The organism is Sphingomonas sp. RB1R13, assembly GCF_036663775.1.
GTDB lineage: Bacteria > Pseudomonadota > Alphaproteobacteria > Sphingomonadales > Sphingomonadaceae > Sphingomicrobium.
The window spans coordinates 1-664 of sequence record NZ_JAXOJM010000085.1 but is presented as its reverse complement, the minus strand read 5'-3'; the positions used below and the strand labels follow the sequence as shown (position 1 = coordinate 664).

Annotated in this window: 2 protein-coding genes; both read left to right on the top strand. The window is 69.4% G+C overall.

The genetic code is table 11. The features are described from left to right. The coding region (locus U1700_RS15095; RefSeq protein ID WP_332753493.1) for an ABC transporter ATP-binding protein at positions 1 to 390 on the top strand (390 nt) is incomplete at its 5' end. Positions 391 to 404: 14 nt separating this feature from the next. Then, on the top strand, positions 405 to 664 hold a 260-nt coding region (locus U1700_RS15090; protein ID WP_443025959.1), incomplete at its 3' end, for a hypothetical protein.

Sequence of the window (664 nt, the reverse complement as noted above, 5' to 3'; positions counted from 1 at the left end):
GGCTGGTGGCGGATGTCGAGGGACGGTTTGCGACGGCCGGGGGGACGGCGAGGGGCGCGGGGGCGGGGCCGGGTGGCCGCCGCGATGGACAAGGTCGGCATCGCCCACCGGGCGCGCCACTTCCCGCACCAGCTGTCGGGCGGTCAGCAGCAGCGCGCCGCGATTGCCCGTGCGATCGTCGGCGATCCCAAGCTGATCCTGGCGGACGAGCCGACCGGCAATCTCGACACCGCCAATGGCGAGCAGGTGATGAACATCCTGACCGGCCTGAACGATGCGGGCGCGACCATCGTGATGGTCACCCACTCGCCCAGCCATGCCGACCTCGCCAAGCGCCGGATCGACATGCTCGACGGCCGCATCGTCGCCAGCGCCATGCGCGCGATCTGAAAAGGACCACGGACATGAAGAAGACACTTTCCGCCATCGCCCTCCTGTCCTTCGCCGCCGTCGGTGCCGCCGCGCAGGATAGCGCCCGGACCTCGCGCAGCTTCGACGTGCACGGGTTCGACCGGATCGACATGGCCGGGTGTGATATCGCCACGGTTTCGCTGGGGTCGCGCTTTGCCGTGACGGCGCAGGGGCGGGCGGACAATATCGCCGATCTGCGCATCGACACGACCGGCGGCGCGCTGCGTATCCGGCGCAAGGACAATAGCTGCAA